The following is a 25974-nucleotide window of genomic DNA, read 5'->3' as shown; positions in this document are numbered from 1 at the left end:
GGCGGCGTTGCAGGGCACCGCCAGCGGCCGGCGCCTTGTTATCCGGACGGAAGAAACGGGGGGCCAGCGCGGCTCTCCTCAGCCAAGCCGCGCGGCAAGCCGCGAGATGATGTCACCAATCGAAATGCCCTCCGCCCGGGCGGCGAAGGAAAGCGCCATGCGATGATGCAGCACGGGGCCGGCAAGGGCGGCAAGATCATCCAGCGAGGGCGACAGGCGGCCGTCGAGCAGGGCGCGGGCCTTGGCCGCCATCAGCAGCGCCTGACTGGCGCGCGGGCCCGGCCCCCAGGCCACATGCTGGCGCACGGACGCCTCCTTGCTGCCCTCCGGCCGGGCGGCGGTGACGAGGTCAAGCACCGCTTCCACCACCTTTTCCCCCACCGGCATGCGGCGCACCAGCGCCTGCGCTGTGATGAGACGGGTGGCATCCATCACCGCTTCCGGCACTTCCTCAGCCGCGCCGGTGGTGGCGATCAGCATGCGCCGCTCGGCATCACGGTCGGGGTAACCGACATCGATACGCATGAGAAACCGGTCGAGCTGGGCTTCGGGCAGCGGGTAGGTGCCTTCCTGCTCGATGGGGTTTTGCGTGGCCAGCACATGGAAGGGGCGCGGCAGCTGGTGATTGCTGCCGGCGATGGAAACCTTGCTCTCCTGCATCGCCTGCAGGAGCGCCGACTGGGTGCGGGGGCTGGCGCGGTTGATCTCGTCCGCCATCAGCACCTGGGAGAAGATCGGCCCCGGCAGGAAGCGGAACCGGCGCTTGCCATGTTCATCCTCCTCCAGCACCTCGGCGCCGAGAATATCGGCCGGCATCAGGTCGGGCGTACATTGCACGCGGCGGGCATCAAGCCCAAGCACACGGCCGAGCGTTTCCACAAGGCGGGTCTTGGCAAGGCCGGGCACGCCATGCAGCAGGGCATGGCCCCCGGCCAGCAGCACCACGAGAGTATCGTCCACCACTTCCTGCTGGCCGAAGATCACTCGGCCGATCTGCTGGCGCACGGCCTTGAGTTCGCTGCCGGTACGCTCGATCGCTTCCATCACCTCGCGCTCGGCAAGCGCGGCTGCATCAGGGCTGCGGCCGGTGCCGGGGCTGGCGGAGTCGGTGAAGGACATGGGGCGGAACCTCCCTGGCGGGGTAAACAAGGCGGGACGAACAGGCAAACAACAAAACAGGCAACCGCGTCAAAGATATGGCTTGCCGGACAGCCGCCGGGAAACCGCAAGTTCGAACAGCGCCACGCTTTCGGCTTGATCTCGTCCAAGGCTGACAACACCCTTGGACGTGACGCTGCCCGCACGACAACCCTGATAAATGAAGATGAAGCCCGGCCCGCAAGCAGACAAGCCCCCGCGCAGGACATCTGACCGTCTGCCCCCGGAATGTGCCGGCGGATTCGGCATGCGCATTGCCCGCGACGGCACCTGGTACCATGAGGGCACCCCCATCGGGCGCATGGCTCTGGTCAAGCTGTTCGCAACCGTGCTGCGCCGGGACGAGCAGGGGGATTACTGGCTGCAGACCCCGGTGGAACGCGGACGTATCGAGGTGGAGGACGTGCCTTTCATCGCGGTGGAGATGGCGGTGGAAGCAGCCGGCACCGGGGCGCAAACCCTGCGATTTCGCACAAATATCGACGCGTGGGTAACGCTGGATGAGGCGCACCCGCTACGCGTGGCAGAGGATGAAAAGGGCCAGCCGGCTCCCTACATACTGGTAGAAGACGGCATCGAGGCCCGGCTCAGCCGGTCGGTCTTCTATGATCTCGTCGCCCTTGCCGAGACCGCCGGCACGGATAACACTGTAGCAGAGGGCGAGGCGGCCGGGGGGCCGGCCGGACCCGTGCTGCAGGTTATGAGCGCCGGACGGTATTTCCGCCTTGGCGCCATCGAGTAACAGGCAAGACAGGCGATTTGGAGCGCTGCCATGACGGCGGCGGCTTCCGGGGGAACAACAGAGTTGAGCGCGGACGAGCTCGAAACGGTACGCCGGATCCTGGCCGGGGATAGCCCCGGCATCCTGCCGGCCGGCGCCAAGACGGCCCGGCCGGGCACGGGGATACGCGACGATCGGGCACCGGACGCGCCCGATCCGGTTCGCGCTGCCGTGCTTGTGCCGCTGGTCGGCCGGCCGGAAGGCACCACGGTGCTGCTGACCCGCCGTACCGACAGCCTCTCCACCCATGCCGGCCAGGTGAGTTTTCCCGGCGGCCGCATGGATGCAGGGGACCGCGACGAGGAATTTACCGCCCTGCGCGAGACGCAGGAGGAAATCGGCCTCGACCCCACCCATATCGAGCTTCTGGGGCGGCTCGACACCTACGTGACCCGCACCGGCTTTTCCGTGACCCCGGTGGTCGGTCATGTGCGCCCCCCCTTCGAGCTCAGACCCAATCCCGAGGAGGTGGACGCCGTTTTCGAGGTGCCGCTCGCCTTTCTGCTCGATCCGGCCAACCGGGCGCTGGAAAAACGCCTGTTCGAGGGCGTAGAACGGCTGTTCTACGCCTATCGCTGGCAGCATTATTACATCTGGGGAGCAACGGCGGGCATGCTGGTCAATCTGGTCGATCTGATGGGCCGCTGGGTGGCGAATGGCCAACCCCAGCGCTGAGCGCCTGACGCCGGACTGGCTGACCGCTCCCGCCTCCCGAGCGCTGCTGGCAGCACTTGAGGGCGAAGCCCGTTTCGTGGGCGGCTGCGTGCGCAACGCGCTGCTCGGCCTGCCGGCAAGCGATATCGACATCGCCACTCCGCTGGAGCCGGCGGAGGTAATAACCAGGCTTAAGGCCGCCGGCCTCAAGGCGATCCCGACCGGCATCGAGCACGGCACGGTAACGGCTGTTGTCGAGGGCCCGGAGGGCAGCAGGCAAAAGTCCCTGTTCGAGGTGACGACGCTGCGGCGCGATGTCAGCACCGACGGGCGGCGGGCAACCGTTGCCTTCACAGCTGATTGGGCCGAGGACGCTGCCCGGCGCGACTTCACCATGAACGCGCTTTATCTCGACGGCGACGGCACGCTCTATGACCCGACCGGCAAGGGCGTTGGCGACGCCAGGGCGCGGCAGGTGCGTTTTGTCGGCGATGCGCGGGAGCGGCTGCGCGAAGATGCGCTCCGGCTGCTGCGGTTCTTCCGTTTCCACGCCCAGTATGGCCATGGGCAGCCGGATGCGGACGGCCTTGCCGCCTGCCTTGCCGAAGCGGCCCTGCTGCCGGCCCTTTCCGGGGAGCGTATCTGGCAGGAACTGCGCAAGCTGCTACTGGCGCCCCTTGCCGCCGAAGTCTGGCAGATGCTTTACGAGGCGAGCATCCCTGCCCTGCTGGTGCCGGAAATCATCTGGCATGACAACCGGCGCCTTGCCGCGCTGGTGCGCTGGGGCCGCGGCCTCGCCGAGACACGCCTTGCCGCCGTTGTCGATGGCGGCCTGCAGAGCGTGGCGCCGCTGGCAAAACGCCTGCGTCTTTCCAATGTCGAAAAAGGCGGCCTCGTCGCCGCGCTGACGCCGGAGGAAGTGCCGGCAACGGCCGCTACCGCGCGTACCCGGCTTTATCGTTACGGTCCGGCTTACCGGGAGATGACGGCGCTTTCCCTCGCCCGCCGGGAGCCCGAACTTTCAGCCGCAGAGGCGGTCGGGCGCCTTGCCCACGCAGAGCTGCCGGTGCCGGACTTTCCGTTCCGCGGGCGCGACCTCATCGCCCTCGGCGCCCTGCCGGGGCCGGGCCTTGGCGATACAATCGGCCAGCTGGAGGAGCTGTGGCTTGCCTCCGGCTGCACGCTGGAGCGCGAACAACTGGAAGCAGAGGCACGCAGCCTGCTTGCGCAGGCCGCCGCCTCCTGATCCAGGCTCAGTCTCTCAGGGCCATTTGGCTTCCGGCGGCAGCGACATCAGGATCGCTTCGGTATTGCCGCCGGTCTTGAGGCCGAACACGGTGCCGCGGTCATAGATGAGATTGAACTCGGCATAACGGCCGCGCTTGAAGAGCTGGTGCTCGCGCTGCTCCTCGGTCCAGTCCTCGTTGAGGTGCTTTTCGACCAGCGGCACATAGGCCTTGCGGAAGGCCTCACCCACATCGCGGGTGAAGGCGAAGTCAGCCTCGAAATCGCCGGTGTTGAGATAGTCGAAGAAGATGCCGCCGACACCGCGCGCTTCACCCCGGTGGGGGATATAGAAATACTCGTCGCACCAGGCCTTGAAGCGCTCGTAATAGGTCGGATCGGCCTTATCGCAGGCAGCCTTGTAGGCCGCATGGAAGGCGGCAGTATCCTCCTCCAGCGGAAACATCGGGTTGAGGTCGCCGCCACCACCGAACCAGCGCTTGCCGGTCACGATCATGCGCGTGTTCATGTGCACGGCCGGTACCAGCGGCGAGCGCATGTGCGCCACCAGCGAAATGCCCGAGGCCCAGAAGGCACCGGTTTCGGCCGCACCGGGAATCTGCTTGCGGAACTCCTCGGAGAAGGTGCCGAACGTGGTGGAGATATTAACCCCCACCTTCTCGAACACCCGCCCGCGCATGATCGACATGGTGCCGCCACCGCCCGGCGTACCGTCGGCATTGGACCGTTCCCAGCCCTTGCGCTCGAAGCGGCCAGCGGGAAGTGCGGCATGGCGGGTGCCCGTCAACTGATCCTCAAGCCGCTCGAAATCGGCGCAGATGCGATCGCGCAGGCCGCGGAACCAGGTCTCGGCCGCAATCTTCATCTCGGCATCCGGCAGCGAACCGTCAGGAATCTGGCCGGGAGCAAGCTTCTCGAAACCCATTCTATCTCCTTGGGACGCCATGATGCGCCCACCTGATCTGCCGCGCTGGCCGCCCGGATTGGCGGCACGCGGCCCATGGCACCGAGATCAACCAGCCGCGCCTGCTTCTGCAAAGCCGCCAAGTTGTCTCAATGCCTCGCCAAGTAACATGGCACCGGCGACGGCGACATTGAGCGAGCGCAATTCTGCACGCTGGGGAATAAAGACGCTGGCCTCGGCCGCCGCATAGACCTGCGGCGTCACCCCGGCACTTTCGCGCCCCATCATGAGGATGTCGCCGCGCTGGAAGGTAAAGTGGTGATGCGGCACGGCGCCGTCCGTTTCCACCAGCACCAGCCGGTGGCCGGCTGCACGGCGCCAGCGCTCGAAGCTGGCGAAGGAACGGTGGCGGGCAAGGTCCAGATGTTCCCAGTAATCCATTGCCGCCCGGCGCAGACGCTTGTCGTCCAGCAGGAAGCCGCAGGGCTCCACAAGGTCGAGCGCAACGTCAAGGCAGGCCGCGGTGCGCATGAGCGTACCGGTGTTCTGCGGGATGTCGGGCTCGAACAGCGCAAGGCGTACCGGCGCACCGGCAACCTGCCGCCTTTCCGCGAGGCCACCGTGCCGCAGCGGCGCTTCGCCGGCAAAAACGGCAGCGGTGCCGGCCGTCCGGTGCGGCAAATCCACCGGGTCCGGCGCAGCCGGAAACGGGTCATCCGAGGGGATGCAATTGGGCATAAGGTACCGGGAAATCTTCTATACTTGGCATTTGCGATAGAGTCCCTGTATAGGACAAGGTGAAGCGGGGAGGAAATGACAACCGCGAGACGCATTCAGGAGAGGCCCGAAAGAGGCGTATCCCTGGAAGCAGAAATAACAGAATCGTACTCTCGCGGGTGCGCGCCATCTCTTTTCCGCCCCAGGCCTGCCCCCGTGCCGGCCTGACGAGGCAAGGCGAAATGCCTTTGAGTGAACAACGCCTATTAGACGTAGGACGATGACGTTCGCGAAGGAGCGATCTGGCGATGGCAGAAACGACCCCGACCCCAGGGATGGATGAGCGCCATGAAGAAGCGCATGCAGATGGGGTAACGCGACGGGAGTTCATTTACCTGACGGCCGGCGCCATGGGCGCTGTGGGCGCAGGTTCGGTGATCTGGCCCTTTATCAATTCCATGAATCCCGCCGCGGATACGCTGGCGCTGGCATCGATCGACGTGAACCTGGCCGGCATTGATGTCGGGCAGGCGATCACTGTTACCTGGCGCGGCAAGCCGGTTTTCATCCGCCACCGCACGGCGGACGAGATTGCCCAGGCGGACAGCGTGAAGCTGGATGACCTGCCCGATCCGCAGCCGGATTCCGAGCGTGTGATCAAGCCGGACTGGCTGGTGATGGTCGGCATCTGTACCCATCTCGGCTGCGTGCCGCTGGGACAGAAAGAGGGCGACAACAAGGGTGAGTTCAACGGCTGGTTCTGCCCGTGCCACGGCTCGCAGTACGACACGTCCGGTCGTATCCGCAAGGGCCCGGCTCCGGCCAACCTCGTGGTGCCGCCTTACGAGTTCCTTACCGATACGACGATCCGTATCGGCTGAAGACGATCTCGACCTGGAACCCTGAACGCCGACAACAAGATCAAAGGGGGGCGTTGCGCGAATGAAAAAGGTGCAATGGAATAACCCGGTGATCCGGTGGGTGGACGAGCGACTGCCCGTCTTTTCCTACATGAACGCCGAGTACAACGAATATCCGATGCCGAAGAACGCCAATTATCTTTGGTCGTTCGGCGGTATTGCCGGCTTCATGCTGGTGGCCATGATCGTGACCGGCGTGCTGCTGGCCATGCAGTACACGCCCAATGTGCACATGGCCTTCAACAGCGTCGAACGCATCATGCGCGACGTGAACAGCGGCTGGTTGCTGCGCTACCTGCACGCCAACGGCGCCTCGATGTTCTTCATCGCGGTTTATGTGCACATGGCCCGCGGCATGTACTACGGCTCCTACAAGGCGCCGCGTGAACTGCTGTGGATCCTCGGCGTGGTCATCATGCTGCTCATGATGGCAACCGCCTTCATGGGGTATGTGCTGCCCTGGGGCCAGATGAGCTTCTGGGGTGCCACCGTCATCACCAACCTGTTCTCGGCGCTGCCCATCATCGGCGAGCACATCGTGACCTGGCTGTGGGGCGGTTTCTCGGTCGACAACCCGACGCTCAACCGCTTCTTCGCCCTGCACTACCTGCTGCCGTTCGTCATTTTCGGCGTCGTCATCCTGCATGTGGTGGCGCTGCACGAGGTGGGGTCCAACAACCCGGCCGGCATCGACGTCAAGGGGCCGCAGGACACGGTGCGCTTCCATCCCTACATGACGTCCAAGGACGCCTTTGCGCTCACCTGCTTCCTGATCTTCTACAGCTACTGGGTGTTCTTCAATCCCAACGCGCTGGGCCATGCGGACAACTACATCCCGGCCAACCCGCTGGTGACACCCACGCACATCGTGCCGGAATGGTACTTCCTGCCCTTCTACGCGATCCTGCGCTCCATCACGTTCAAGTTCTTCTGGATCGTGCCCGCCAAGCTGGGCGGCGTGATCTGCATGTTTGGCTCCATCGCCCTGCTGGCGCTGCTGCCGTGGCTCGACACCTCCAAGGTCAAGTCCGCACGCTACCGGCCGATCTACAAGTGGTTCTTCTGGCTGCTGGTGATCGATCTGGTGGGGCTTACCTATGTGGGCGGCAGCCCGGCGGAGCAGCCCTACATCCTGATCGGCCAGATCTGCACCGCTTACTACTTCCTCCACTTCCTGGTGATCCTGCCCCTGCTCGGCAAGATCGAGAAACCATTGCCCCTGCCCAAGAGCATCAGCGAACCGGTTCTCGGCGCGAAGGAGAGTGCATGATGCGCGCCCTCATCAAATCTGCCGCGCTTGCCGCTTTCGCCCTTGGCCTCGGCGCTGCTTCCACCGGTACGGCATTCGCCTCCGGCACCACGGAAGAGCCCAAGCAGATGCAATGGAGCTTCGAAGGACCGTTCGGCACCTATGACAAGGCCGCCGTCCAGCGTGGTTTCCAGGTCTATCAGGGTATCTGCCAGGCCTGTCACGGGCTCGACCATCTGCATTTCCGCGACCTGACCGATCTCGGCTTCACCAATGACGAGGTGAAGGTGATCGCGATGGAATACGAGGTGACAGACGGCCCCGATGACGAGGGCAAGATGTTCACCCGCAAGGCGCTGCCGGCGGACCCGATCCCCAACCCGTTCCCGAACGAGAAGGCGGCCGCCTATGCCAATGGCAAGGCTCCGCCCGATCTCAGCCTGATCGCCAAGGCCCGCGAGGATGGACCCAACTATGTCCATTCCCTGCTGACCGGCTATGAGGAACCGCCGGCCGATGTGCATCTGACCGGCAGCCAGTACTACAACAAGTACTTCCCCGGCCATGTCATTGCCATGCCGCCGCCGCTCGCCTCCGACGGGCTGGTGACCTATGGCGACGGCACCGAGGCGACCCGCGGGCAGATGGCGAGCGACGTTGCCAACTTCCTGATGTGGGCCGCCGAGCCCAAGCTGGAAGCCCGCAAGCAGACAGGCGTGAAGGTAATCATCTTCCTCGTCATCTTTGCCGGCATCCTCTACGTCACCAAACGCCGTGTGTGGCGCGACGTGAAGCACTGAGCCCATCGCCCCCGGCACCGTCTGCCGGAACGATGAAAGGGGCATCTTGCGGGATGCCCCTTTTTCTTTGCTCCCAGCACAAAGGTTTTCTTCGAATGGCCCATGATACCGCCGGTGTTCTTGCCTTCTGGTTCGCGCCGGAGAGCGAGCCCTTTTGGTTCGACAAGGATGCCGGTTTCGACCGGCGCGTGCGGGAGGAGCTGGGCGCACTGCACGGGCAGGCGTCTGCCGGCCAGCTCGATCACTGGCAGGAAACACCGGAAGGCATGCTGGCGCTGTTGCTGCTGCTGGACCAGGTCAGCCGGAACCTCTATCGCGGCGATGCCAGAGCCTTCGCGGCAGATGGCCGGTCGGCGGCACTCGTGATGCACAGCGTTGCACGCTGCCTTGACACTGGCCTCACCCCCGCTCAACGCTACTTCTTCTATATGCCGTTGATGCATAGCGAGGAGCTGGGTCACCAGGCGATGTGCTGCGCGCTGATGGCCAAGCTCGGCAATGAGGAAGGGCTTTATTTTGCCCGCTTGCACCATGCCGTCATCGAGCGGTTCGGACGTTTTCCGCACCGCAATGCCGTGCTCGGGCGCATGCCGACAGACAAAGAGGCCGCTTACATGGAAAAGGGAGGATTGAGCTTTTGATCGCGACCGGCATTGACCATCCGCTTGTTGCCGCCGCCGACCTTGAAAAGGCGCGCGCCGCCTTTGCCGCGATGGGGTTCACCCTGAGCCCGCGCGGGCGCCACAAAGGCTGGGGCACGGCCAATTACTGCGTGATGTTTCCGGAGGACTATGTCGAGATTCTGGGGCTGGTCGATGCCTCCCAACCCAGCAACGGGCTGGAAGAGTTTCTGGCAACCCGCGGCGAAGGGCTGATGACGCTGGCGCTGGCCCCCGGTGCCGGCGGCGCGATGGCTGCAGCGGCCCGCCTTGCTGCGCTGGGGTTCGAGGCGCCGGTGCCCAGCTCGCTCTCACGCCTGCTGGAAGCCCCGGAAGGCATGCGGGAGCCGGCCTTCCGCCTGCTGCCACCGCCACCCGGCCTGCTGCCCGGCATCGGCAATACCTTCTTCTGCGAACATCTGACGCCAGAGCTGCTGCGCGAGCCTGAATGGCTGAAACACGCCAACGGCGCCATCGGCCTCGAGGGGTTGACCTTCATTGTCGAGGACCCGCTGGCCCTCGAAACCCAGTGGCGCCGTCTCGTGGGCAAGGACGCCGTCTTTACTGGCAAGGGGCGGCTCGACATCGCCCTTGGCCGGCATGATCTGCGCTTCCTTGACCCGGCCCGGGCTGCCAAGCGCTATCCGGAGCTGAAGCTGCCGGCGCACCTGCCCGCCCCGTTCGTCATGAGTGTGCTGGTAAAGGATCTGACGGCGACCGGGCGTTATCTGGCCGGCGCCGGCATTATGACGAGCCCGGCAAAGGGCAAGCGCCTTGTCGTGCTGCCGCAATTCGCCTGCGGCACCGTGGTGGAGTTTTGCGAAAGCTGAGGAAAAGCGGCTGCCGCCCGCGAGGGCCGGCAGCCGCTTGCCGGATCAGACGCGGCCCAGCATGAAATCGGCGCTGGAAACTTCGAAGGCGCCCGGCGCCTCAACCTGCACATCCTTGACCACGCCATCCTCGATCAGCATGGCAAAGCGCTTGGAGCGCATGCCAAGGCCGTTGGCGCGGGCATCGAGCTCAAGGCCCAGCTTGCCGGTCAGCTCGCCATTGCCATCCGGCAGCATGGTGATGGCTTCGGCGGCGTTGCCGGCTTCGGCCCAGGCCTTCATCACGAAGGGGTCGTTGACGGCCATGCAGCAGATGGCATCCACGCCCTTGGCGGCGAAATCCCTGGCACGGTCGACATAACCCGGCAGATGGCGGGCCGAGCAGGTCGGGGTGAAGGCACCCGGCACGGCAAACAGCACGATCTTCTTGCCCTTGAGGAAGGCGCCGACATCCAGTTCCTGCATGCCGTTTTCGGTCAGGTGCTTCAACGTCACCGCGGGGAAACTGTCATTAACCTTGATGGTCATCGCTTGGGGCCCTTCTGGCTCGTCTTGACGGTTGGCCGCTCTGATATGCGCCATTGACCGGGCTTTATCTAGCCTTGGCAAGGGCCTGCTGGATGGTCTCGGCCGTTACCAGCTCCGGCAGGGCAATGCCTTGCGGCGCCGAGGGGCCGTAGACTGCGTAAAACGGTATGCCGTAGCGGCCGAAACTCGCCAGATAGGCCGCAATGCCATCATCCGGGTTGGTCCAGTCGGCAAGGCGGCCGGTGACGGCGCCGCTTGCCAGCAGCCCGGCAATCGGCTGGGCATCCAGCACCAGCTTGCGGTTGACCTTGCAGGTCAGGCACCAGTCGGCGGTCACATCCACCAGAACGACCTTGCCGGCGGCAACATCCCCGGCCACCGCTTCGGTGGAGAAGGGCAGCCACGGGCCGCCCTGAGCCGGCGCGTTTGCTCCCCGATCCCCTGACGCCGCAAAGAAGGCCAGCGGCAGGATGGCCAGCATCGCAAGGAGTGCCGGCAGGGCGAGGCGCTGCCGGCGGCGGGCCAGGGCGAACAGGATCGCACCGAGAACAAGGAGCCCGCCGGCCAGCAGAACGGGCAGAAACCCGATCTGGCTCGCCAGCACGCTGAGCAGCCACAAGGCTGTGCCGGCAAGGGCCAGCGCCAGCACACGCTTCAGCCACAGCATCCATGCTCCCGGCCGAGGCAGAAGACGCGCAACAGCCGGCACGGCCGCCACCGCGAGGTAGGGCAGGGCAAGGCCGATGCCCAGAACGGCAAAGATGGCCATGATCTCGCTCCAGCCGCGCGAGAGCGCAAAGCCGAGAGCAGTACCGAGAAAGGGCGCGGAGCAGGGCGTCGCCAGCAGCGTGGCAAAGACGCCGGCGGCAAAACTGCCGGCAAGCCCCGGTTCACGGCCCGTGACCGGCAGCGGGCCGCTTACGGCATCGACAATGCGGCGCGGCAGCAGGATCTCGAAGAAGCCGGCAAGGTTGCAGGCAAAAAGCGAGACCACCACTGCCATGAAGGCCAGGAAAAGCGGCTGCTGGAACTGGATGCCCCATCCAATGGCGGCCCCGGCCGACTTGAGACCGGCAAGCCCCGCCCCGAGCGCGAGGAAGGAGACGATGATGCCGGCAGCCGTTGCCAGAAAGCCGCTGCGCACCTTGGCTGGCGCCGCCCCCTGCAGACGGGCAAGGCTTGCCACCTTGAGCGAGAGCACCGGTAGCACGCAGGGCATGAAATTGAGGATAAAGCCCCCGAGCAGCGCCACCAGCAGCATCGAGAACAGCCCTGCCGGGGCCAGGGCACCGGCCGCCATGGGCGCAGCGGCCCCGCCGCTCGCACCGGCAGTCACCGCCTCTTCCATCGCCCGGTCACCGTCGGTCACGGTAAGGGTAAGGGCAGCACCGGCAAGGCTCGCCCCGGCATCGGGCCTGCCGGTATAGGGCAGGCGCAAGGTCGCTTGCCGGCCATCGGCAGCAAGCTGGCGTTCCGGCGGACCGAATGCCCAGCCTGAAGGAGCCTCGACGATCACGTCCGGCGTCCGAAACGTGCCATCGCTGCTGGAAAGATTGACCGTCAGGGCGTCAGCACCAACCGCGACGCTGTTGATGGCAAGGCCGGCCATCCGTCCATTGCCGGGCACCCGCGCCCGCCAGATCGCCAGACGCTGCGCATCGGCCGAAGGGGTCGCCGGTCCGGCCGGCAGATCGATGGAAAGCGGCAGGTCGACGGGTATGCAGATTTCCGCACAGACCAGCAGATTGACGTCGACGGACAGCGCCAGCGGTGCTCCCGGCCGGGCCGGTTCGACTGTCAGCGGGAACAACACCGTGTCGTGATAGCCGAAAGTCTCGAGCCCGAAGAGGCTGAAGCGCATGGGCGCCGGATAGGAAAGCTGCCAGCCATTTTCCCGGATCGGCCCCTTGAAGGTCAGGCCCGGCGGCAGGCCGGCATCGCCCGGTGAACGCCAGTAGGTTTTCCAGCCGGGATCAAGCTCTACTTCAAGCCCCAGGGGCAGACTGGCGAGGTCGCCGGTCGCCGTAACCGCGGAGACCAGCCGCGCCTTGGTATGCGGCCCGCTGCCCCACGGCCCTGCCTCGGCCCGGGCCAGCGCAGGGATGGCGGCAAGGGCGAGGATGAGGCAGGCGGCAAGACGCCATGGCCAGGGGGCGCGGGAGGACAAATTCGGCAGCTCCTGTTGAATTTCTGCGCTCCACGGCCAGATGAGGCTCTAAAGCGCACTTCAAGAAAGGCGATGCGCGGTGATAGTTTCAAGGGTGGTGATAGCCGCACGGACCCACCAACACGAAGAATTTATCGTCTGCGAGCGGACAGGGACCGGAATAACAGGCCGCGCAAGGATGACGGGTGAACGCCGATGACTGACAAACAAGCCGCCAATGGCTACCTGACCGGCCAGTGTCTGATCGCCATGCCCGGCATGTCCGACCCGCGTTTCGAAAAGACCGTCATCTACATGTGCGCCCACAATGCCGAGGGGGCGATGGGTCTGGTGGTCAACCGGCTGTTCGGCAGCGTCAACTTCTCCGACCTCATGTCGCAGCTGGATGTCACCGGCGAGCACATGCCCTCCGACAAGCCGGTGCATTATGGCGGCCCGGTGGAGCCGGGGCGGGGTTTCGTGCTGCACAGCGCCGATTACCAGCATGAGGGCACCATGCTGGTGGATGGCGGCGTGGCACTGACGGCCACCTTCGACGTGCTACGGGCGATTGCCGCCGGCGCAGGCCCTGCGCGGGCGATGATGGCGCTGGGGTATGCCGGCTGGTCGGCCGGACAGCTGGATGACGAGTTGCAGGCCAATGGCTGGCTGACGGTTGCCGCCGATGCCGATCTGCTGTGGGATGAAAATCTGGAAAGCAAATGGGAACGGGCGATGGCCAAGATCGGCATCGACCCGCGCATGCTCACCAGCGATGCCGGCCACGCCTGAGCCACCGCTCCCGCGCGGCTGTCAGGCGGGCAGCGGCTGGCTCATCACCTCGACCGGGCCAACCAGCACATAACCGGTGCCGCGCACCGTCTTGATGATTTCCGGGTTCTTCGGATCGATCTCGATCTTGCGGCGCAGATTGGCGACGTGAACATCGATCGAGCGGTCGAAGGGCGACCAGCCGCGGCCAAACACACCTTCCAGCAACTGATCACGGCTAATCGGATTGTTACGACCCCGCATCAATGTGGCCAGCAACTCGAATTCGGTGGAGGTGAGATGCACCTGACTGCCCTGACGGCCGGTGACCTTGCGCGCCTGCAGGTCGACGGTAATGCCATCGACGCGGAAGCACATCTGTTCGAGCGCATGGCTGGGCTCCACCTCCTGCACCCGGCGCAGGACGCTGCGCATGCGCGCCAGCAACTCGCGCGGCAGGAAGGGTTTGCCGACATAGTCGTCAGCTCCCATCTCCAGCCCGATGACACGGTCGAGCGCATCGTTCTTGCCGGTGAGGATGATGATGCCGAAGCTGAAACGCTCACGCAGCCAGCGGGTCAGCGCCAGGCCGTCTTCCCCGCCCCCAAGGCCGAGATCGACGATGGCGAGTTCAACCGTCTGCTGTTCGAGAAACTGCTTGCAGGCGACCGCGCCGGAAACAGAGATAACCTCAAACCCCTCGCCGCTGAGATAACGGTCCAGCAAGGAGCGGATCTCGGGCTCGTCATCCACGATCAGGATGCGCTCGCCCAAACCGCGCGTCGGGACATCAGAACCTGCCAGAGAACGACCCATTCAGCGCCCCGCAGTGATTTGGTCACGAAGATTAGAGAATAATGGCAGAAATCTACCAACAACAAATAGATAACATCCACCGATGCGCAGCGACACTATCCGGAGAGATAAGTTAAGCCGCCAAAAGAACTATACTTACGCCTCAAGGTAATTTGATCGCGCCACGAATTAATGGCGGACATACGGGATGAAACCGCTCTCTTGACCATTGAATTGCATACAAACCTGCGGCAACCCTGGGAAGTGCCGCCGGAAACACGGCCCGGACGGGTGACGGTGATCGGCGGCGGCATTGCGGCGGCAACCCTTGCGGCCGCGCTTCTCAAGCGGGGGCGCGAGGTGGTGCTCATCGAGCGCCACCCGGCATTGGCCCAGGAAGGCAGCGGCAATCCCGCCGGGATCGTCATGCCGCGCCCTGCCGCGCGCAACGATGCCGAAACCCGGTTTTTTGCCCGCGCCTTTCGCCGTGCCCTTGCGACTTACGAAGAGCTGACGGAAGACGCCTTTTCCGCCTGCGGCGTGCTGCAACTCGCCTTGACCGGAAAAGAGGAGCGGCGCCTCGCCGCCTTTCTCGCCCTTGGCCTGCTGGAAACAGCCGAGGGCCGGATGGTAGGCCGCGATGAAGCGCAAGGACTGACAGGGGCGAGACTGCCCGCCGGCGGACTATGGAGCGCAGACGGCGGACTGCTGCGGCCACGCCGTGCCTGCGCACGGCTGACGGCGGGCATAGACCGGCTGATGCTGGGGCAGGAAGCAACAGCGCTGAGCCGGACCGCCACTGGCTGGCGCATTAGCCTTGCCAATGGCGAAACGCTGGAAAGCGAAACCGTCGTGATTGCCAGTGCGCTTGAAGCGGCACGGTTTGAGGTAACGGCCTGGCTGCCGCTGGCCGCCCGGCGCGGGCAGATAACCCTGACCCCGCCGGGGACACAGAGCGCCCGGTTGCAGGCAGCGCTGGTCTTTGGCGGTTATATGACGCCGCTGGTGGAGGGGCGCCATGCTGTGGGGGCAACCTTCGATCACTCGGCTGGCGGGCCGCAAACGGTCGAAGCCGCCGATCACCGGCGCAATCTCGCAACGCTGAGCGAAGCCCTGGGGGATATTCTGCCGGACCAACCGGAAGAGGCGCTGCAAGGCAGGGCTGCCCTCAGAGCGGTGACGCCGGACCATCTGCCGCTGGCCGGCCCCGTTCCCGACCACGCCGGCTGGCTCGAAGACTATGCGCCGCTTGCCAAAAACGCCCACCGGGGCGGACTGCCGCCGGCACGCTGGCTGCCGGGGCTCTATGTCATGGCCGGGCTCGGGCCGCGGGGGCTGACAGTGGCGCCCCTGCTCGCCGAGATGCTGGCCGGCCAGATTTGCGGGGGCACGGAAGCGTTGCCGGGCGAGGAGCAGGCACTGCTCCAGCCCGGGCGCTTCATCATCCGGCAGCTCCGCCGGCAGCAGGGTGCTGCCGGCTGACACGGTCAGGGGGCGGCGACCGTCAGCATTTCATAGGTATAGCTGCCATCCTGCCAGAGCCTGGCGGTCATCGGCGTGCTGCCATCCGGCGCCACGGCACCCCAGCCCAATACGATACCCGGCACGGGCTCGCCATTAACCCGCAATTCGCCGCCGCGGGCTGTCGGCTCGCCATAACGGTCCATCAGCACGCTGACGAGCGCATTGCTCTGGTCGCCGGGAACGGCACTTACCACCTGAGCACGCCGAACAAGGCCGGCGGCATCCAGATCGGCCACGACACAGCGGTAATCTCCGGCCGCGCGCGGAATCGGCTGGCCGGTGCCATCAAGCGGGCAGGTTGCAGCTGGCGGCACAAGACGGCTGCCGGACGGCGTCAGGCGCACACTGAAATTCTGCCGGGCGGCCGCAATAGCCGTAGCGCTATCCTGACCGGGACGCATGCCGCTGATATCGAAATCCATCGCCGTGCGGCTGTCGACCGACGGATGCCAGGGCGCAGCCACGCTGGCGGTCCGCACGGTGCGGATCATCGGCGGCTGGCCGAAAGGCCGCACAGTCAGCGTTACGGTTTCGATATGAGCCATGACCAGCCGGGGCGCATCACCGTGAGCCGGGGCTGCGCCAACGGGGGTGAAGGTTACCTCCACCATTGCCGGCGCACCGCCCGCCACCGCCGAACTCATATCACCCGGCACAGGCACGATATGAAACTCGCTGGCATTGACGAAGCCGAGCGAGAAATTCTGGTTGAAGGCCTGGACCGGCACACTCCAGCCGGAAGCCAGCGCCGTAATGGCGACACCGCCCGGAACCGCGGAGACCGTGCTGTCCAGCCCCATGGTCTGGTTGGTTGCCATCGGGTTGGCGGCGAGATCCGCCACCACCGGCGCACCGGCAGGCGGCGACATGCCGTTGAAGGCAAACCAGGCAAGGCCGACCTTCTGGTCATTGCTGGCAAACGGGCTGGCAAGGGTGCCCCCGGCACCGCCAGCGGCAAGCTCGGCGGCATCATAGGTCTTGAGCAGGCGCGCATTGGCCAGCAGCACGCGCGCGCCGACGACATGCATCTCGACCGGCACGCTGGCGCCGGTGTCGCCCATATGATCGACCACGGCATCCATCTCGACCCAGGCCGGCTGGCCGGCAAGAGAAGCGGCCTCGGGGCTCGCTATGTCGCCGATGGCGGCGCCATTGGCGAGATGCACCGAGAAACGCTGCGGCCATTCACCGGAAACCGGGGCACAGCCCGGCTCGGGATCGGGTGCCGTCACCGGAATGATGCTGCCCGGCGGCAGCGGGTTGAAATCGACGACGCCGGACTGATCGACCCCCAGATGGGTGGCAAGGCGCAGGCGCACCGTGCTGCCAGCGGCCAGATCGCCAAGCTGCATCAGATCGTGGCTCGCCATTTGCTGGCGGCCGGCATTGGGCGGGCTTGCCGGCGTACAGCTCTGCATCATGGCAAAGCTGCTGGTGAAGGCCGGATCGCCGGTAAGGTCCGGGTGAGCCGCCACATAGGCGTTGAACAGGCCCTGCCAGGGAGGCAGCGGATCGCTTGTTGCCGTGGCGGCAGAAGCACCGGTTGCGGCAAGCGCGCCAAGCGAGGCGGCGGCCAGCAGAAGCAGGCGAAGACGGGACGGCAAGGGGGGACGTTCGTGATGGTGCATGATGGCTCGCATGAGAATCCCCCCTTGTGGCGTCACCGAGGCATCATTTCACCAGAACGTTGGAGAACTGCCACGGGTCTTCCGCATCAACGGCCTCGGCATAGAGCTGGTTGCGTCCCTTGATCGGCGTCCAGTCGCTATAGACGCCGGCCATCTCGCCAAGATAGGGCAAGGCCACCTCCAGCACGCGGTCGTAATCCATCTGCTCGGCCTCGACGATGCCGGCCTTCGGATTTTCGATCGCCCACACCATGCCGCCCAGTACCGCCGCCACCACCTGCAGGGAAGTGGCATTGTTATGCGGTGCCAGCTTGCGGGCATCCTGGATGGAAAGCCGCGAGCCGTACCAGTAGGCGCCGCGGGCATGGCCCAGCAGCAGCACCCCCAGCTCGTCAACGCCGGTATCGATCTCGTCCATCATGATGCGCTGGCGCGGCTGGAGATGGAGATTGCGCCCGGCAAGCTCATGCAGCGACAGGATGGCGTCGTCGCACGGGTGGTAGGCGTAGTGGCAGGTCGGCCGGTAGGACGCCTCTCCATTTTCCATCACCGTATAATAGTCCGAGGTGGAGATCGCCTCGTTATGGGTGATGAGAAAGCCGTGATAGGAGCCCTCCAGCGGTGTCCAGCTGCGTACGCGGCTGAGCGCGCCCGGCTGGTCGAGATAGATTGCCGCACCCGCTCCGAAGGTGAAGGTGCTGGCCCCGGCCGGCAGTGCCTTTTCATGCGTGCCCCAGCCCAGCTCCGCCGGCTGCGCGCCTTCGGAATAGAACCCGTCGACCGACCAGGTGTTGACGAATTCGCCGCGCTGCTTGATGCGGGCGGAATATTGGGTATCGCGCTCGGCCACATGCACGGCCCGGATGCCGAGCTCTTGCATCAGCCGTGCCCAGCCGTCACGGCCTTTCGGCACGTCGGTCTTAAAGCCGGTGTCGCGGGCGATGTCGATCAGTGCCTGCTTGATAAAGTGGCTGACAAGGCCGGGATTGGCGCCATGGGCGACGACGGCGGTATGGCCGCCGGGATAGCGCTTCGCCAGCTCACGCGCGGTATGCCGCATGGCATAATTGGTGCGCCGCTCGGCCGGCAGGCTGTGGTCGGTGTAGGCGCCCTTCCATGGCTCGATGCAGGTGTCAATATAGAGACAGCCGATCTCCTGGCAGAGCTCCATCAGGGAGACGGAACTGACATCGACCGACGCGTTGACAAGGAAATCACCGGCCGCCAGCCGCTCCTTGAGCAAGGCGGCATAATTGGCCTGTGTGAGCGGCAGTTTTTCGAACTTCAAGCCAAGGCTGGCGGCGATCTCCGCTCCGCGCCCGTCGCCGCCAATGCAGCGGACCCGCTCGGACGGCAGATCAAGATGCCTCAGAAGAAGAGGCAGCAGCCCCTGGCCAACACTGCCCGTGCCAAGCACGAGCACCGAACCTTCAAATGTTGCGTGCCGGATATGACCCGTCATTCACAAATACCTCCACCAGCGCCGAAACCGCGCCCTGCAGTTGAACATGCCCTTTCGCCTAACGGGTCAGGCAACATATGGCAAGCTGCACATTTATAAGTCCGCTTATATATTTTGCTCCTCAGGGGCGCGAATACCGGCGTCTGCCGCAACAGACAAATGCACACGCCACCCTTGCGCCGCAGCGCCGCAAACACCAATTCTACGCAAAGCCGTGACGCGTCCAGCGGGCACGGCCAAACCCGCCGCCGCAGCTAGGGGGCCACAGACCGTCACGCTGCCGGAGCGTTTGCCGAAGGCGCCCCGCCCATGAAGTTCCCCTCATCCGCCCTGCTTCAGGCTCCGGCCATGAACGACATGCCCCTCGAAGATACCGCCCCCATCCTGGAAAGCTGGACCTCCAACGAGATCGTGGAGTGGCTGCTGCTGGAAGGGTGGAACCTGCCCGACTTCACCACCCTCGTCGCCCAGCTGGGGCGCCGGCTGGTGCAGGCCGGAGTGGCGGTTGACCGTATCCGCGTGACCATGCGCACGCTGCACCCGACGGTGGTGGGCTTTGGCGTGTCGTGGGAAGCCGATGGCGACAAGGTCGATTCCAACGGCGTGCCGCATGAGCTCCTGGAGACACCGCTTTATCTGGAAAGCCCCTACCGGGTGCTGTTCGAGCAGAATGCCGCCGCCGTGCGCCGCCGGCTCGACATCCCCGCGCCGCTGCTGGATTTCCCGATCCTCGCGGACCTGAGGGACGAGGGCTATACCGACTATGTCGCCCTGCCGATCCATTTCTCCGGCGGGCGCAAGAAGAACGCGATCACCCTCGCCAGCAAGCATCCGGGTGGCTTTAGCGGCACGGACCTCAAGCTGGTCTATGATGCGCTGCCGGCGCTGGCGCGCATCCTGGAGACCTTCCAGCTGCGCCTGATGTCACGCGAGCTTTTGACCACCTATATCGGCAAATGGGCCGGCAACCGGGTGTTCGAAGGGCGCACGCGGCGCGGCGATGTGGACACCATCGACGCCGTCATCTGGTTCTGCGATCTGCGCGCTTCCACGCGCCTTGCCGAATCCATGCCGCCGGAAGCCTTCCTCAACCTGCTGAACCGCTATTTCGACTGCATGGCCGGCGCGGTGATGGACCATGGCGGCGAGGTGCTGCGCTTCATCGGCGACGCCATGCTGGCCATCTTCCCGATCCAGAACAGCCAGGTCGATTGCGGCACCTCGCTCAGCCCGCAGTGCCGGGCCTCCTTCCGCTCCGCCCTCGATGCGGCGCGAGATGCCGCCCAGCGGCTGGAGACCTACAATGACGAGCGCCGCGAAAGCGGCGAGGAAGCACTGGAAATCGGCATCGCCCTGCATGTCGGCCGGGTGCTCTACGGCAATGTCGGCACCGCCTCGCGGCTCGAATTCACCGTGACCGGCGCCGCCGCCAACTATGCCGCCCGGGTCGAGTCCCTCTGCAAGGTGCTGCACGAGACCATTCTGGTGTCGAAACGGTTTGTCGAGATTTATCCCGGCAACTATCTCCCGCTCGGCAGCCACACCTTCAAGGGGTATGAAGAGCCGCAGCAGGTTTTCGGCCTCGACCCCAAGGCGCGAAACGACTAAACCCTGCCGCCCGGCAGCCGGCCCCGGCGGCCCGTAACCGATGAAGGCGGTAAGGATGAGCGACGAAGACTATATCGAAACCCCGCAGGACCTGCCGGAAGCGGCCCTGCCCGGGGGCCCGCAGCCTGTAACCGACCGGCAGATCGCCGCCGCCATCATGGCGCTGGCAACAGCCCGGGGCGTTGAAGGCAGCGTTGACCCGAACGAGGTGGCGCAGGCGCTGGACGCCGAAGGCTGGCGCGAGCTGCTGGGCCGCGTGCGGGCAATTGCCAAGCGTCTTGCCGGCTCCGGCCGCATCGAGATTCTGCGCAAGGGCAAGCCGGTGACCCCGCAGGAGGCCAAGGGCATCATCCGCCTGCGTCTTGCCGCCGATCTGGCGCAGGAAGCCGCTGGCGAACCGGAAGCCGACGGTTTCGAGGACGGGGAAGAGGACGCTCAGTAAGCGTCCTCGATCGCCTCCATATCCGCATCCGAATAGCCGAAATGGTGCCCGATCTCATGGATCAGCACATGGCGCACGATGTCGGGCAGGCTGTCCTCGCCCTCGCACCACACATCGAGCAGCGCCCGGCGGTAGAGGAAAACACGCTCGGTTTCCTGCACCGGATCGCTGATGGACCGGCGCACCATATCGACGCCCTGATACAGACCAAGTAGTTCGAACGGGCTTTCGATGCCCATCTCCTCCAGCACGTCATCCTCGGCAAAATCCTGCACGGTGATGGTGAGGTTGGTGACGTGCTGGCGCAAATCGGCGGGGATCTCGCCGAAGGCGGCTTTCGCCATCGCCTCGATATCGTCGAGTGTGGGCGCCATGTTGAAATGCCCGGCCATCAACCCTCTCCTGCTGCCCTTCATGCCCGCGCGACAAGCCCGACCGGGCCGAAGCTCATGAACAGATAAAACACGGCCTGCGCCAACCAAAGCCAGAGCCACAGCGCCAGAGGCCGCCCCCGCTGGTAACGCGCCCAGGCCAGCCCGACACAGGCAAAGAGTGGCACCGGATGCAGCAGCGTGTAGGCCGCGTAGAGCCACACCGGCACCGTGGCTTGCCCGGCTTCCGCAAGCTTCGCAACACTGCCGATGATCATCACCAGCAAGACCGGAAAGGGCAGCAGCACAAGGCAGGAGAGCCCCGCGGCCGCCAGAATAAGCAGACCCCGCGCCGAAGAGGACATGAGCCCTCAGGACCCCGGGCTTGCGGTGGACCCGCGCTGATACTGGTAGCGCTTGCCGTCGGCACCGACGACGGTGCCATCCGCCTCGATGCTGGCGCCGGCAGCCTTCAGCGCATCATGCACTTCGGGCGGCATGTATTTTTCGTCGTGCTTGGCCAGAACCTCATCGGCGACAAACACGCCCGCGGCATCGAGATGACCATTGGCCACCACACCCTGCCCTTCGCGGAACAGGTCCGGCAGGATGCCGGTATAGGAAACCCTCACCTCCTCGACCGTATCGGTAACGGTAAAGAGCGTCGTGGTGCCGCTGCGCTCGACCGAACCATTTTCCACCAGCCCGCCGAGGCGGAACTGGCGCTGGGCGCCATAATGCTGGGCATGCACCTGGCTGGGGCTGAGGAAGAAAGAGATGTTGTCGCCGAGGCTGGCGAGTACCAGCGCCGTAGCGGTGCCAAGGCCTGTCAGAGCCAGCAGCAGCACATAGAGGCGCCGGCGTTTGCGCGCGGTCTTGAGGCTCATGACAGGCCCGGTTCGTTGCTGGAGGACCGGGAACCGGCCGGTTGGCTGGCGAGTGTCAGGCGCAGGGCGGAGAGCCGGCGCTCCATCAGCTCGCTCCTGAGCCGCAGGATGGCGAGCGCCCCGAACAGCGCCATGAACGCCCCCCACATCAAAAGCAGCGGCAGCAGCATGGAGGGATCAATGGCCGGGCCATCCATGCGCAGGACGGAGGCCGGCTGGTGCAGCGAGTTCCACCAGTCGACCGAGAACTTGATGATGGGCACGTTCACCGCGCCGACCAGCAGCAGCACATTGCCGGCCTTGAGCCCGCGCTCGGGATCGTCAAAGGCGCCAACGAGCGCGATGTAGCCCAGATAAAGGAAGAACAGTACCAGCACCGAGGTAAGGCGCGGATCCCACGCCCACCAGGCACCCCACATCGGCTTGCCCCACAGCATGCCGGTCACAAGGCAGATAGCGGTGAATCCGGCGCCGAGCGGCGCATTGGCGCGTGCCCAAAGGTCGGCCAGCGGGTGTTTCCACACCAGCGAACTCGCCGCCGCCACGGCAAGGCTCGTATAGACGAACATCGCCATCCAGGCCGCCGGCACATGCACATACATGATGCGCACCGTCTCGGACTGCTGGTAGTCGGGCGGGCTGTCGAACAGGGCAAAAAACAGTCCGGTAGCGAAAAGAACCACCGCGGCCACGCTGAACCACGGCAAAGCCATGCCGGCGATGCGCATGAAGCGAGCGGGGTTGGCGAACTGATGCATCAGACTGGCCCTGGAGAATATCGGGAGCGGATGGTCACCGAGGTCGGCCACGAGCGCAAGGCCCGCCCCCGTGTTGCCATGTCGCGGCCCCCCGTTTGACCGCAATTTTCCGGCAAGCCTGCACATGGGTTTGGGCAACTTGCGGATAAAGGGGCGCGGGAAAAAAGGCCGATGGCAATGCAGGGTTTCATTCTCAGCCTGATACTTCTTGCCGGATTCGCCCTGCTGTTCTGGGTCATCCGCCGCATCGGGATTCCACGCCGGCAGGCGGTCATGGCGTCGGCCCTGACGATGGCGGCCTTCTCGGCCGTGCTGGTGCCAATGCTGTTGATGGACCGGCTGAGCCCGGCACCCATGCCCTCTCCCGTCGTCGGCGGGCGGGAGGCGGACCCGGCCGGCGACCGGCATGCCCGGGTCATGACGCTCAACCCAGCGCCTGCCGAAGTGCCGCAGCAGCGGCCAATGGAGCCAACACCAGACTGAAGACGCACATACCGCCCAGCAGCATCAGATGCGGCCCGACCTCAAGGCCGGACGCCGCTGCCTCGACGGCGCCGGCGCCGAAGATCAGCACCGGGATATAAAGCGGCAGGATGAGCAACGACATGAGCACGCCGCCCCGGCGCGCTCCAAGTGTCAGCGCCGCACCGATGGAACCGATGAGCGAAAGGGTGGGCGTGCCCAGCGCAAGGCTTGCCAGCAGCACCGGCAACCCGCTGCCGGGGAAATTCAGCATGGCGCCGGCAAGCGGGGCCGCGACCAGCAGCGGCAGGCCGGTGACAAGCCAGTGGGCCAGTACCTTGGCCAGCACCACGACCTCCAGCGGCAGACGCCCCAGCACCAGCAGATCCAGCGAGCCGTCCTCATAATCATGCTGGAACAGCCGCTCGAGCGCGAGCAGCGAGGCGAGCAGGGCGGCAACCCAGAGCGTGCCAGCAGCAATACGCGCCAGCATGTTCGGCTCCGGCCCGATGCCGAAGGGAAACAGCAGGATGACCAGCACAAAGAAGGCGACCGCCATCACCGCGTCCGATCCCTGACGCAGGGCAAGGCGCAGATCGCGCACCAGCAAGGCGAGGAAGCCTCTCATGCCGGCACCTCATCGACGCTGGCGCCGTCCTGCGCTTCTTCCGCTTCCTGTGCCCGGCGGCGGGCAAGGGCGCCAAGATCGAGGCCCATGGCGCCTGGCAGGGCAAGGGCACTGTGAGTGGAGGCAATTACGATGCCGCCTGCCGCACGGTGCGCGGCCATAATCTCTTCAAGCAGAACAATACCGGAGACATCGAGGCTGGTTGCCGGTTCGTCCAGCAACCAGAGCGGCAGCGGCAGCGCCAGAAGGCGGGCGAGGGCGGTACGGCGGCGCTGGCCGGCGGACAGCAGGCGGCCGGGCAGCGCGGCAAAACTGCCGCCGCCGACCCGCTCCAGTGCCCGGGCGGCGGCACCGGCAGGCTCGGGATGTCCGGCAAGGCCGGCCCAGAAGGCGACATTTTCCGCCGCCGTCAGCACCGGCTTCAGGGCATCGAGGTGCCCTATATAATGAATGAGGCCCGCAAGGTCGCCGGGCCGCGCCGTTTCGCCATCCCAGGAGATATCGCCGGCGAGCGGGCGCAGCAGGCCGGCCAGCACCCGCAGCAGGGTGGACTTGCCGCTGCCATTGGGGCCGGTGAGGAGCAGCGCATCACCGGGACCGAGCGCAAAATCCACCTCGGCAAACACCAGACGCTGCCCGCGCAGGCAGGCGAGTCCATGGGCGGCGAGGCGATGGGAAAAGGGGCTCGGAGGGCTCATCACCACCGGCTATAAGCCAGCCGCCGGGGGGAATCCAGCAGTGGACACTCCACAGAGTGGGCGAAACGGACAAAAAAATAACGGCCATCGCCGGGGGGTGCGATGGCCGTCTCTTACATTGACCCAGCCGGGGCATGGCTGGCGGGAACGGGCGCTGTCGCACTTGGGCGACAATCGGGGGGATTCTTCGCACCCATGGGTGTTCCCTATCGAAGGGATTAAGCGTCAAAATGTATTAAAAAATCGTAAAATAAGTTGCAAATGTGGCACGCCCATAATTTCCGGCCGAGGCGGATTGTCATTCCGGCGCAAGAAGCGCATGACGTCTGCGACCGGGGCCGCAGGCGGCGGAACGGTCGGTTGCAATGGCGTGAAGTCAAACGACAGGCTGTTGCTTCCGGCCTCAATCTTGCCGATATTGGCCTCACTCGACGCTTGATGCATTGCACAAGAACAAATCTTTGCCAGCCCCCTGGCACCGACCTATACGCGGCCCCTTCCGGACGCCCGCGTAGAATTCGAGGATAAAACGATGGCGGACGCCACCCCGGCGCAACGGCCGCGACCCTTGTCGCCGCATTTGCAGATCTACAAGCCGCAAATCACCTCCATAATGTCCATCCTGCACCGCGCCACGGGCATCGCCCTCAGCGTCGGTCTGATCGTACTGGCGTGGTGGATTGCCGCCGCCGCCGGCGAAGCTCCCTACTTCGATTTCGTCTCCGCGGTGCTTGGCTCGTGGATCGGCGTGATCGCCCTGGCGGGCTGGAGCTTCTGCTTCTTCTATCACCTGCTGAACGGCATCCGGCACCTGCTGTGGGATGCCGGCTGGGGTTTTGAACTGCCGCAGGTCTATGCCAGCGGCCGCGCCGTCTTTGTCGGCGCGGTGGTTCTGACCCTTGCCGCCATCGTCATCGGCGCGACTGTCTGGTAAGCGGGGAGCATACGACATGAGCAGCAAGACCAAATCCCTGCGCACGCCGCTCGGGCGCGTGCGCGGTCTCGGCGCGGCCAAGGAAGGCGTGCAGCACTGGTGGGCCCAGCGCCTTACCGCGCTTGCCATCATCCCGCTCGGCCTGTGGTTCGTCGGCGGCGTCCTCGCCCATCTCGGAGCCGATCAGGCGTCCGTGCAGGCCTGGCTCGCCGGCCCCTGCACCGGCACCCTCGCCATCCTGCTTCTGGTGGCGCTCTTCTACCACTCCAGCCTCGGGCTGCAGGTGGTGGTGGAAGATTACTGCCACACCGAATGGCTCAAGATCGCCAGCCTCGTCGTGATCAAGTTCGCGGCGTTCTTCCTGGCCACGCTGAGCATCATCAGCGTGCTCAAAATGATGTTTGGAGGTTGAGGC

29 protein-coding genes are annotated in these 25974 nt (G+C 65.3%); 15 read left to right on the top strand and 14 right to left on the bottom strand.

The features are described from left to right. Positions 1 to 78: 78 nt before the first annotated feature. Complete coding sequence (locus QTL98_RS02170) at positions 79 to 1119, bottom strand: AAA family ATPase (RefSeq protein ID WP_510637524.1); 1041 nt, start codon at positions 1117 to 1119, stop codon at positions 79 to 81. A gap of 286 nt (positions 1120 to 1405) precedes the next feature. Between QTL98_RS02170 and QTL98_RS02165 the strand changes: the two genes are divergently transcribed. The 3 genes from QTL98_RS02165 (at position 1406) to QTL98_RS02155 (ending at position 3839) form a co-directional block, all read left to right on the top strand. After that, positions 1406 to 1900, top strand: coding sequence for a DUF1285 domain-containing protein (locus QTL98_RS02165; protein WP_445680594.1), 495 nt, complete (start codon positions 1406 to 1408; stop codon positions 1898 to 1900). 63 nt (positions 1901 to 1963) lie between these two features. Continuing rightward, positions 1964 to 2614, top strand: a complete 651-nt coding sequence (locus QTL98_RS02160; RefSeq protein WP_445680593.1) for a CoA pyrophosphatase — start codon at positions 1964 to 1966, stop codon at positions 2612 to 2614. Continuing rightward, on the top strand, positions 2595 to 3839 hold the full coding sequence (locus QTL98_RS02155; protein WP_445680592.1) for a CCA tRNA nucleotidyltransferase: 1245 nt from the start codon (positions 2595 to 2597) through the stop codon (positions 3837 to 3839). Before QTL98_RS02160 ends, QTL98_RS02155 begins: the two co-directional genes overlap by 20 nt. 15 nt (positions 3840 to 3854) lie before the next feature. Here QTL98_RS02155 and hemF read toward each other — a convergent pair whose 3' ends face one another. Together hemF and QTL98_RS02145 are read right to left on the bottom strand one after the other, a co-directional pair. Then, a complete protein-coding gene (gene hemF, locus QTL98_RS02150; protein WP_445680591.1) occupies positions 3855 to 4763 on the bottom strand; it encodes an oxygen-dependent coproporphyrinogen oxidase in 909 nt (302 codons plus the stop codon). Between the two features lie 87 nt (positions 4764 to 4850). Then, positions 4851 to 5480, bottom strand: a complete 630-nt coding sequence (locus QTL98_RS02145; RefSeq protein WP_445680590.1) for a tRNA (cytidine(34)-2'-O)-methyltransferase — start codon at positions 5478 to 5480, stop codon at positions 4851 to 4853. Between the two features lie 287 nt (positions 5481 to 5767). Between QTL98_RS02145 and petA the strand changes: the two genes are divergently transcribed. From petA to QTL98_RS02120, 5 genes are all read left to right on the top strand, one after another. Further along, a complete protein-coding gene (gene petA / locus QTL98_RS02140) occupies positions 5768 to 6340 on the top strand; it encodes a ubiquinol-cytochrome c reductase iron-sulfur subunit (RefSeq protein ID WP_510637523.1) in 573 nt (190 codons plus the stop codon). A 61-nt stretch (positions 6341 to 6401) separates the two neighbouring features. Further along, the gene (locus QTL98_RS02135; protein WP_445680589.1) at positions 6402 to 7649 is read left to right on the top strand and encodes a cytochrome b; all 1248 of its coding nucleotides are present in this window, start codon (positions 6402 to 6404) and stop codon (positions 7647 to 7649) included. Then, on the top strand, positions 7646 to 8428 hold the full coding sequence (locus tag QTL98_RS02130) for a cytochrome c1 (protein ID WP_510637522.1): 783 nt from the start codon (positions 7646 to 7648) through the stop codon (positions 8426 to 8428). The genes QTL98_RS02135 and QTL98_RS02130 overlap by 4 nt, the downstream gene beginning before the upstream one ends. 95 nt (positions 8429 to 8523) lie before the next feature. After that, positions 8524 to 9069, top strand: coding sequence for a DUF924 family protein (locus tag QTL98_RS02125; protein WP_445680588.1), 546 nt, complete (start codon positions 8524 to 8526; stop codon positions 9067 to 9069). Next, positions 9066 to 9917: a VOC family protein gene (locus QTL98_RS02120; protein ID WP_445680587.1), complete on the top strand. Its 852-nt coding sequence runs from the start codon at positions 9066 to 9068 to the stop codon at positions 9915 to 9917. The genes QTL98_RS02125 and QTL98_RS02120 overlap by 4 nt, the downstream gene beginning before the upstream one ends. 45 nt (positions 9918 to 9962) lie before the next feature. Here QTL98_RS02120 and QTL98_RS02115 read toward each other — a convergent pair whose 3' ends face one another. Together QTL98_RS02115 and QTL98_RS02110 are read right to left on the bottom strand one after the other, a co-directional pair. Continuing rightward, positions 9963 to 10445: a peroxiredoxin gene (locus QTL98_RS02115; protein WP_445680586.1), complete on the bottom strand. Its 483-nt coding sequence runs from the start codon at positions 10443 to 10445 to the stop codon at positions 9963 to 9965. Positions 10446 to 10509: 64 nt separating this feature from the next. Continuing rightward, positions 10510 to 12612 carry a protein-disulfide reductase DsbD family protein gene (locus QTL98_RS02110; protein WP_445680585.1) on the bottom strand — a complete coding sequence of 701 codons (2103 nt, stop codon included), beginning with the start codon at positions 12610 to 12612 and terminating at the stop codon, positions 10510 to 10512. Between the two features lie 195 nt (positions 12613 to 12807). On the opposite strand from QTL98_RS02110, the gene QTL98_RS02105 reads away from it, so the two are divergent. Then, the gene (locus QTL98_RS02105) at positions 12808 to 13383 is read left to right on the top strand and encodes a YqgE/AlgH family protein (protein WP_445680584.1); all 576 of its coding nucleotides are present in this window, start codon (positions 12808 to 12810) and stop codon (positions 13381 to 13383) included. A gap of 21 nt (positions 13384 to 13404) precedes the next feature. Here QTL98_RS02105 and QTL98_RS02100 read toward each other — a convergent pair whose 3' ends face one another. After that, on the bottom strand, positions 13405 to 14178 hold the full coding sequence (locus QTL98_RS02100; RefSeq protein WP_445680583.1) for a winged helix-turn-helix domain-containing protein: 774 nt from the start codon (positions 14176 to 14178) through the stop codon (positions 13405 to 13407). Positions 14179 to 14379: 201 nt separating this feature from the next. On the opposite strand from QTL98_RS02100, the gene mnmC1 reads away from it, so the two are divergent. Then, positions 14380 to 15639 carry an FAD-dependent 5-carboxymethylaminomethyl-2-thiouridine(34) oxidoreductase MnmC1 gene (gene mnmC1 / locus QTL98_RS02095; protein WP_445680582.1) on the top strand — a complete coding sequence of 420 codons (1260 nt, stop codon included), beginning with the start codon at positions 14380 to 14382 and terminating at the stop codon, positions 15637 to 15639. A 5-nt stretch (positions 15640 to 15644) separates the two neighbouring features. Here mnmC1 and QTL98_RS02090 read toward each other — a convergent pair whose 3' ends face one another. Both QTL98_RS02090 and QTL98_RS02085 read right to left on the bottom strand, forming a co-directional pair. Beyond that, the gene (locus QTL98_RS02090) at positions 15645 to 17321 is read right to left on the bottom strand and encodes a hypothetical protein (protein ID WP_445680581.1); all 1677 of its coding nucleotides are present in this window, start codon (positions 17319 to 17321) and stop codon (positions 15645 to 15647) included. Between the two features lie 31 nt (positions 17322 to 17352). Beyond that, positions 17353 to 18771, bottom strand: a complete 1419-nt coding sequence (locus QTL98_RS02085) for a homospermidine synthase (RefSeq protein WP_445680580.1) — start codon at positions 18769 to 18771, stop codon at positions 17353 to 17355. Positions 18772 to 19080: 309 nt separating this feature from the next. Here QTL98_RS02085 and QTL98_RS02080 point away from each other — a divergent pair, with 309 nt between their 5' ends. Beyond that, entirely contained in the window at positions 19081 to 20379 is a 1299-nt protein-coding gene (locus QTL98_RS02080; RefSeq protein ID WP_445680579.1) for an adenylate/guanylate cyclase domain-containing protein, read from the top strand. A 55-nt stretch (positions 20380 to 20434) separates the two neighbouring features. Further along, on the top strand, positions 20435 to 20821 hold the full coding sequence (locus tag QTL98_RS02075; protein WP_445680578.1) for a DUF3253 domain-containing protein: 387 nt from the start codon (positions 20435 to 20437) through the stop codon (positions 20819 to 20821). Here the strand turns inward: QTL98_RS02075 and QTL98_RS02070 are convergent. Genes QTL98_RS02070 through QTL98_RS02055 form a run of 4 tightly spaced genes read right to left on the bottom strand, consistent with a single transcriptional unit; the run spans position 20815 to position 22837 of the window. Beyond that, complete coding sequence (locus QTL98_RS02070) at positions 20815 to 21213, bottom strand: metallopeptidase family protein (RefSeq protein ID WP_445680577.1); 399 nt, start codon at positions 21211 to 21213, stop codon at positions 20815 to 20817. The two genes, QTL98_RS02075 and QTL98_RS02070, sit on opposite strands and share 7 nt — an antisense overlap. A gap of 20 nt (positions 21214 to 21233) precedes the next feature. Beyond that, positions 21234 to 21557: a hypothetical protein gene (locus tag QTL98_RS02065; RefSeq protein WP_445680576.1), complete on the bottom strand. Its 324-nt coding sequence runs from the start codon at positions 21555 to 21557 to the stop codon at positions 21234 to 21236. 6 nt (positions 21558 to 21563) lie between these two features. Beyond that, positions 21564 to 22079 (bottom strand): cytochrome c maturation protein CcmE, encoded by a 516-nt coding sequence (ccmE, locus tag QTL98_RS02060; protein ID WP_445680575.1) that lies wholly within the window; start codon positions 22077 to 22079, stop codon positions 21564 to 21566. After that, complete coding sequence (locus tag QTL98_RS02055) at positions 22076 to 22837, bottom strand: heme ABC transporter permease (protein WP_445680574.1); 762 nt, start codon at positions 22835 to 22837, stop codon at positions 22076 to 22078. The genes ccmE and QTL98_RS02055 overlap by 4 nt, the downstream gene beginning before the upstream one ends. A gap of 171 nt (positions 22838 to 23008) precedes the next feature. Here QTL98_RS02055 and QTL98_RS02050 point away from each other — a divergent pair, with 171 nt between their 5' ends. Continuing rightward, positions 23009 to 23320 carry a hypothetical protein gene (locus QTL98_RS02050; RefSeq protein WP_445680573.1) on the top strand — a complete coding sequence of 104 codons (312 nt, stop codon included), beginning with the start codon at positions 23009 to 23011 and terminating at the stop codon, positions 23318 to 23320. Here QTL98_RS02050 and ccmB read toward each other — a convergent pair. Both ccmB and ccmA read right to left on the bottom strand, forming a co-directional pair. Next, complete coding sequence (gene ccmB, locus QTL98_RS02045; protein WP_445680572.1) at positions 23262 to 23927, bottom strand: heme exporter protein CcmB; 666 nt, start codon at positions 23925 to 23927, stop codon at positions 23262 to 23264. The genes QTL98_RS02050 and ccmB overlap by 59 nt on opposite strands. Further along, positions 23924 to 24625, bottom strand: a complete 702-nt coding sequence (gene ccmA / locus QTL98_RS02040) for a heme ABC exporter ATP-binding protein CcmA (protein ID WP_445680571.1) — start codon at positions 24623 to 24625, stop codon at positions 23924 to 23926. The genes ccmB and ccmA overlap by 4 nt, the downstream gene beginning before the upstream one ends. A gap of 532 nt (positions 24626 to 25157) precedes the next feature. Between ccmA and sdhC the strand changes: the two genes are divergently transcribed. Together sdhC and sdhD are read left to right on the top strand one after the other, a co-directional pair. Continuing rightward, a complete protein-coding gene (gene sdhC / locus QTL98_RS02035; RefSeq protein ID WP_445680570.1) occupies positions 25158 to 25559 on the top strand; it encodes a succinate dehydrogenase, cytochrome b556 subunit in 402 nt (133 codons plus the stop codon). A gap of 16 nt (positions 25560 to 25575) precedes the next feature. Further along, the gene (gene sdhD, locus QTL98_RS02030; RefSeq protein WP_445680569.1) at positions 25576 to 25971 is read left to right on the top strand and encodes a succinate dehydrogenase, hydrophobic membrane anchor protein; all 396 of its coding nucleotides are present in this window, start codon (positions 25576 to 25578) and stop codon (positions 25969 to 25971) included. The last annotated feature ends 3 nt before the right edge of the window (positions 25972 to 25974 follow it).

The organism is Radicibacter daui (assembly GCA_030657355.1).
GTDB classification, from domain to species: domain Bacteria; phylum Pseudomonadota; class Alphaproteobacteria; order Radicibacterales; family Radicibacteraceae; genus Radicibacter; species Radicibacter daui.
The sequence above is the reverse complement of the archived record's forward strand: the minus strand, read 5'-3'. Positions and strand labels throughout refer to the sequence as shown.